A 6,954-nucleotide genomic window follows, 5' to 3' on the forward strand; every position below is an offset into this window, starting at 1 on the left:
GGTCCCGATTTCAAATAGAATTCCTCTACCGAGATGCCAAGCAGTTCACCGGGCTTACCACCTGTCAGGCTAGGAGCAAGAATAAGCTCGATTTCCACTTTAACGCGGCTCTAACAGCGGTAAATATCGCCAAGCAAGACTGGCTCTCAAACAAGGATAACCTCCAAAAAACGTTCTCAATGGCTAATTACAAAACTCTATATAACAACGCGTTGCTACTGGAACGATTTATGTGTATGTTTGCAATAAACCCAAACACCGCAAAAAATAAAAAAATCGTCAATGATTTGTTGGATTACGGTAAAATTGCGGCATAAATCTTACCGAACTATTGGTAATAGATATGATTAATAATTGTATAATGTTGTATCTTTGCGACTTAATTGAGCGACAACTAAAACAATTTTGTAACATCACCATAAGTATTGGCGTAGAACACCAACGACAATTAACAAATTGATGTAGATTAATAACTAAACAGTAAATAGATAAGATTATGAAAAGAAATATCTCCTTCTCCGTAGCAATAGTTGCACTAATACTAACACTGAGCAATCAAGTTAACGCTCAAGTGGCAATAAACACAACCGGTGATGGGCCACATGGTTCGGCCATGCTAGATATTACAAGCACAAGTAAAGGGCTATTAATACCACGAATGACTGAAGCGGAACGGGACGCTATTACCAACCCATCTAGTGGACTATTAATTTACCAAACTACCAATGAATCGTTTTATTACTGGGATGGAGGTACGTGGTACAAGTTGGGTAGCCAATGGGTAAATAATGGTGAGAACATTTACTTTCCTAACCGAGTAGTAGTTGGAGGTAGCAATGGCAGCACTTCTGCAGCGTTAGACATACAAAGCAGTACTGGTGGAGTTTTAGTTCCCCGCATGTACGAAGAAGAAAAACTCGCAATTAAAAACCCTGTATCAGGTTTACTTATTTATCAAATCGACAATACTACAGGCTTCTACTTCTACAATGGAGATGAATGGTTATCGGTAGGCGGGGTAAGAACAATTAATGTAAACTCCCCGCTCACATACAGCGGGGGAGCAACTCCAACAATTTCCTTAGCAACAGTCGCGGTAAGCGAAGGTGGCACTGGAGTCACAACGTTTGCAACAAACGGAATTCTTTTTGGTAGCGGAACATCTCCTTTATCTTCAAACAAATCATTTGTAAGGGTGGGAGATGCAACAACCAACTTGATTGGAATAGGAACAACAGGCCCACATTCAACACTGCATATCAATGGTTCTATTGCAACCGGATTCAAAGCCAGAACTACTCCATACACTGCTAGTGCAACAGATAATTGCATTAACATAATTGCATCTGGTACTATTACACTTCCAACAGCAACAACAATTGCTGGTAGAAACTATACAATTAAAAATACCTCAACTGGTAATGTAATAGTGGCAACAACCAATAGTCAAACTATTGATGGAGCAGCAACTTACACATTAAGTGCACAATACAAATACGTAACAGTTATTAGCGATGGAAGCAACTGGCTAATAATTGGCGGGAATTAAAAATTTGCATTTAAAATAGCTGCTTACTAAAGCAGAAGTTAATTGCGCAACAAACAAAATGGTGAACCTGCGGTTTAGAGAAAAGCAAGGTGAGCAATTATCTATGAAACGAGTGCCTCAAAGTAATAAATAAAACTGGAGGAATGGATTTAACAATCAATCCTGTGAGTGAGAAATGAGAAACGTAATAGTTATGAATAAAAATATACTACTTCTCTTATTGTCATTGTTAGCACTATCTGCAAATGCGCAGATTCTTCGCAACAGCGGTAAAATAAATGTGTCTGGCGGACATCTTGTGATAAGCGGAAGCTATCAGAACGAAGCGGCTGGCACTGTTGCAATCAATGGGGTAATTACTGTTTCAGGAAACTGGACCAACAATGGAACGGGCAACGTTATTGAATCACCAGATACGGATGGAGAAGTTATTTTTAACGGAACTGACCAAACAATAGGTGGTAGTGCAAACGTTTTCGATTTTGAGAAGTTAACAATAAATAGTGGCTCAACTACGAAAGTTGAAGCAGGAAAAGGGGTAACCGCTTACGGCGCGTGTACATTTGCAAGCCCATTGATATTAAAATCGACAGCTACTCCATTTAAACCACAAACGGCTACTTTTATTAATGAGAGCACCGTTAGTGGGGACATTACCATGGAATTATCATATACCTCCACCGGTAGCGCAACAGCCAGCACAGGAAGAAGTCTATACTTTTCGTCGCCTATTAGCAACGCAACATCTACCTTGTTTGACGTTGCTGGCGGAATGAATTTTCTTTGGTATCAGAATGAGGCAACAAGGATGTATGTTAAAGTATCTGCAAACGATGTTGCACTCACCAATGCAAAAGGCTATATCCTTCGTTCGGCATCAAATAACATCTTTAGCTTTACAGGACAGCCAAACACTGAAAGTTCGTATACAAAAAACGAGATTCCTCGAGCAATAGCCACACAGAAATATCTACTAGGTAATCCATACCCTGCAGTAATCAATTGGGCAAATATTTCTAAGACAAACCTAACCAATACAGTTTGGTATAGAAGTTCTAACAATAGTGGTGAAATGCTTGTAGACACTTATAATGCTACTTCGGGAGTGGGTACAGGAAATAATGGAACTGCTGTTGATGGTAACATACCACCCATGCAATCGTTTTGGATCGAGGTAACTACTGTAGGTCAAACAGGCGATGTAACTATTCACAATACAGACAGGACTCACAACTGGGGCTCTGCAAAATTTATAAGGGCTCAAGCACAGCAAAACAAGAATATTTTTAGACTTTACCTCTACTCAGGCAAAAATAGAGATGAGGCCGTGATTGTTCAATCAAATGATGCACAAGACAACTTCGAGTCATGTGATTCAAAGAAACTATTTTTAAGTGAACCAAACATTGCTGAGCTATACACACTTTCGCCAGAAAAATACAGCTTAGTAATACAGGCGGTTAAGCCAATTTTACAACCAGACACAATACTTGTTGGACTAAACATAGGAAAAGCTGGAACCTATAGATTCGTAGCAAACTTTAATGAAAATGCTGGTTTGCACAATATGTTCCTTGAGGACAAATTGCTAAATGTGAGACAAGATTTAGATATTTACCCAGAATACACCTTTACTTCAGAAATTGTAAAAGACTCTTTAGGCTCTCGATTCGCACTATTGTACCTTCCAAAACCTAGACTAATAACCAAATCAACCATATCGGTTTGTGAACCCGAAACAGTCAATCTAGCAACAGCATCAATTAGAGAAGGAACTGACAATGGTTTAGTATACACCTATTGGATTGATGCAAAAGCGACTAATGCCTACACAACTCACACAAAAGCAAAAAGTGGCATATACTATATAAAGGGAACTGCAACAAATGGTAGCTATACTATTTCTGAACCAATAGAGGTAATCATTAACTCACTACCTATAGTTACAGTAGGTATACCGGCTTCAGTTTGCGCTCCTAACACGGTAGACATAACATCGGATGCAATAACAACAGGATCTACGCCAGACCTAACATTCACTTATTGGTCGGACAAAGAAGCGACAGTTGCTTATAGCACTCCAAAAACAGCATCAAGTGGTGTGTACTACTTAATAGGAACTGCACCAACAGGTTGTTCGTCAACCTCAAGTCCAATTAAGGTAATAGTAAATCCGACACCTACAATAATTACAAGTAATCCAGCAACAACTGATATTACGGCACCAGAAATAACATGGGGCTCAACTGCAGGATTAACTTACACATACTGGAAAGATGGTTTGGCAACATTACCCTACAATACACCAGAAATGGCAGAAGCAGGAAATTACTATATTAAAGGTACTGTAGACTATACCGGTTGCTATGCAGTTGCGGGACCAGTAATGGTAACGGCAAATACAACAGGAATCTCAACAAATGACACTTATAGTATTTTAATATACGCCTACAATAGGCAGATTCATATAGATAATTGTAAACCAAACTCGCAAATATCTGTGACCGACATGAGTGGTCGTCAAGTATATATAGGGACTTCAACAACCGATAGCGAAGTAATTTCGAGTAATTTGAAAACAGGAATATACATCGTAAGAGTAGTTTCCAATGAAATGGTTAAATCGCAAAAAATACTACTACAATAATGGCAAACAGCAAGAAGATTGAAATAAAGGAGCCATCAAAGAAAGTTTGGAGTAAGCCTAAGTTACTCTCAGGGAAAGAAATTGGCTTCTTTGGATTAGGTCGCATACAAAGCAGTACAGGTACTGGGATTGACCCCAGCTAATAATAACTATTCCAAATTTCCATGAAACACACAATACTTACAATAACCGGATTGCTCTTGATAGGCTTAAATGGACTAAAGGCGCAAGATGCTATTCCTACCACAGGAGGAAATGCCACTGGGGTTGGAGGTTCGGCGAGTTACACTGTTGGCCAGGTAATATACACAACCAATACCGGAACGAGTGGATCAGTAGCACAAGGAGTTCAGCAACCTTACGAAATATCTGTTGTATCGGGAATAGGTGATAATAAAATCAACCTTTCGTGCTCAACTTATCCAAATCCTACTACAGATAAGCTGACTTTAAGAATTGAAACCAACGAAAATTTAAATTTGACTTACCAGCTGTTCGATATTACTGGTAAACTTTTAGAGTCAAAGAAAGTTGAAGGGAGCGAAACTAACATTTCAATGGGAAGCCTTACTCCAGCAATATACTTCTTGAAAGTATCCGATGGAGCAAAAGAGGTTAAAACATTCAAAATCATAAAGAACTAAACTTATGAGAAAAATTTACGCAGTTTTAATTTCATTAATAATAACTACAGGTGTTTTTGCTCAAGCACCTGAAAAAATGAGCTATCAGGCTGTAGTCAGAAACAGCAGTAACCAGTTAGTGGTTAGCAAAGCTGTTGGAATGCGAATAAGCATTCTACAAAATTCCGATTCGGGAACAGAAGTATACGCTGAAACCCAAACTCCAACAACTAATACAAACGGACTAGTAACAATAGAAATTGGTAGTGGTACGGTAGTTTCAGGAGCATTTAGCTCAATCAACTGGTCGGTTGGAACCTACTTTATCAAAACTGAAATTGATCCAGCAGGAGGAAACAGCTATAGCATTACAGGAGTTAGCCAACTACTAAGTGTGCCCTTTGCTTTGCATGCAAAAAAAGCAGATAGCTACACTGAAACAGATCCCTTTTTTAGCTCTCATCCAGCAAATGCATTAACTTCCGCAGATATGCAAAATTGGAATGCAGCATATAGCTGGGGCAATCATACTGCACTGTATAAGCCTATTGCCTATGTACCTGCATGGGGAGATGTAACAAATAATCCATTTAATATCGCGAGTCCAGCTAACAACCAGATGCTCAAATACAACTCTGCAGCAGCCAAATGGGAGAACTGGACACCCGATTTTATAACAGCAGAGGTAGATGGCTCGGTTACCAATGAGATACAGACATTAACACTAAACACTAATCAACTAAGCATTTCAGGAACAGGTGGCAATAGTGTAACCTTTACAAATTGGGATACAGATAAAACAGATGATGTTACACTTACTTCGCCAACTTCTGGTGATATGTTATATTATACTGGAACCAACTGGACGTCAATACCAAAAGGAACAGAAGGACAAGTTTTAACAATGGGAGCCTCAGGAAATCCAGTATGGAAAAACGCGATTCAAATACCACCTTCAGTAACAAAAGCAGCAACATTTAATACAGCAACTTCTCCAGTTACAGCCATACTTAATGCATCAGTGAATGCAAACAATCTTCCTACTATTGTTACCTTTGAATATGGCACAACTATCAGTTACGGAAATTCAATTACGGCAGTTCAAAGCCCAGTTTCTAGTGGTTCTGCAACTAACGTTAGCATAAACTTAACAAGCCTAACTCCAGGCACAGCATATCACTTCAGGGTTAAGACTCAAAATGCGCTTGGGGTATCATATGGAGAAGACATGACATTCCAACTGCTAGGGCTAGGACTACCATGGGCAGGAGGGTTTATCTTTTACTTGGATGCATCAGGAATGCATGGTCTAGTAGCAGCAACCGCAGATCAATCCATTGGAGCTCCATGGGGTTGTAATGCAACAGAAATTAGTGGGGCTGATGGCACAGTTGTAGGTGCAGGCAATCAGAATACAATTGATATTGAAAATGGTTGCACCACTGCGGGAACCGCAGCTGACATATGTGCTAACTTAGTGGAAGCAACTTACGATGATTGGTTTTTACCATCAATTGATGAGTTACAATTGATGTATACAAACCTTAGAGCCCAAAATATAGGAGGATTTGGCTTAGTGAACTACTGGAGTTCAACTGAAAAAGATGCATCAAACGGATGGAAAATACTCTTTTCCACTAATTCAAAAGGGTATTCCACCAAGAGTAATGGCTACTATATTCGTGCTGCTAGAGCATTTTAAACAATAAGTAAAAATACAAAAGAGGGTGTCTGATAGTTTCAGACACCCTCTTTTATTAATACCTTAAATCCGCAGGTCAATTGCTAGGTTTTAAATCTTAGCGTATTTAGGTTTGCTTGGTGGATATTTTGCCATTTTTTTGGTTCGACATAGCCCTTCTTTGCGTCACTTCTTCCGTTTTTCGCTCCCCCTATGGTTTGCAACTTCCTTTTTTGGAAGCCTGCAACAATAAAAACCGTAACAAAACATAAGTATCAGGTATTCAATTACTAGCTATTGAGGCGCGGGCATACCTTTCCCATTGGGCACAGCAGCGTGGCCGCTTCACTCCAGCAGCAGGTGGTATTTCTTGGCCGAAAAGAGCTTTAGGATGCGCTGTCGTCCCCGCATTATCCACTTGGCCGGCACTACCATGAAGCGGAAAATGAACTTC

Annotated in this window: 5 protein-coding genes and 1 pseudogene; all 6 read left to right on the forward strand. The window is 39.5% G+C overall.

The window, feature by feature from the left end; genetic code table 11:
- Nucleotides 1-317 (forward strand): annotated as a pseudogene (locus tag BLS65_RS18480) (transposase); the annotation flags it as partial.
- 179 nt (nucleotides 318-496) lie between these two features.
- Nucleotides 497-1,549 (forward strand): hypothetical protein, encoded by a 1,053-nt coding sequence (locus BLS65_RS16785; protein WP_092440965.1) that lies wholly within the window; start codon nucleotides 497-499, stop codon nucleotides 1,547-1,549.
- A 193-nt stretch (nucleotides 1,550-1,742) separates the two neighbouring features.
- On the forward strand, nucleotides 1,743-4,196 hold the full coding sequence (locus BLS65_RS16790) for a T9SS type A sorting domain-containing protein (protein WP_170830182.1): 2,454 nt from the start codon (nucleotides 1,743-1,745) through the stop codon (nucleotides 4,194-4,196).
- The gene (locus BLS65_RS18485; RefSeq protein ID WP_170830183.1) at nucleotides 4,196-4,339 is read left to right on the forward strand and encodes a hypothetical protein; all 144 of its coding nucleotides are present in this window, start codon (nucleotides 4,196-4,198) and stop codon (nucleotides 4,337-4,339) included. The genes BLS65_RS16790 and BLS65_RS18485 overlap by 1 nt, the downstream gene beginning before the upstream one ends.
- Before the next feature lie 21 nt (nucleotides 4,340-4,360).
- Nucleotides 4,361-4,840 carry a T9SS type A sorting domain-containing protein gene (locus BLS65_RS16795; RefSeq protein ID WP_092440967.1) on the forward strand — a complete coding sequence of 160 codons (480 nt, stop codon included), beginning with the start codon at nucleotides 4,361-4,363 and terminating at the stop codon, nucleotides 4,838-4,840.
- Between the two features lie 4 nt (nucleotides 4,841-4,844).
- Nucleotides 4,845-6,521: an Lcl domain-containing protein gene (locus BLS65_RS16800; RefSeq protein ID WP_125869930.1), complete on the forward strand. Its 1,677-nt coding sequence runs from the start codon at nucleotides 4,845-4,847 to the stop codon at nucleotides 6,519-6,521.
- Nucleotides 6,522-6,954 lie beyond the last annotated feature (433 nt).

The organism is Williamwhitmania taraxaci, from assembly GCF_900096565.1.
GTDB lineage: Bacteria > Bacteroidota > Bacteroidia > Bacteroidales > Williamwhitmaniaceae > Williamwhitmania > Williamwhitmania taraxaci.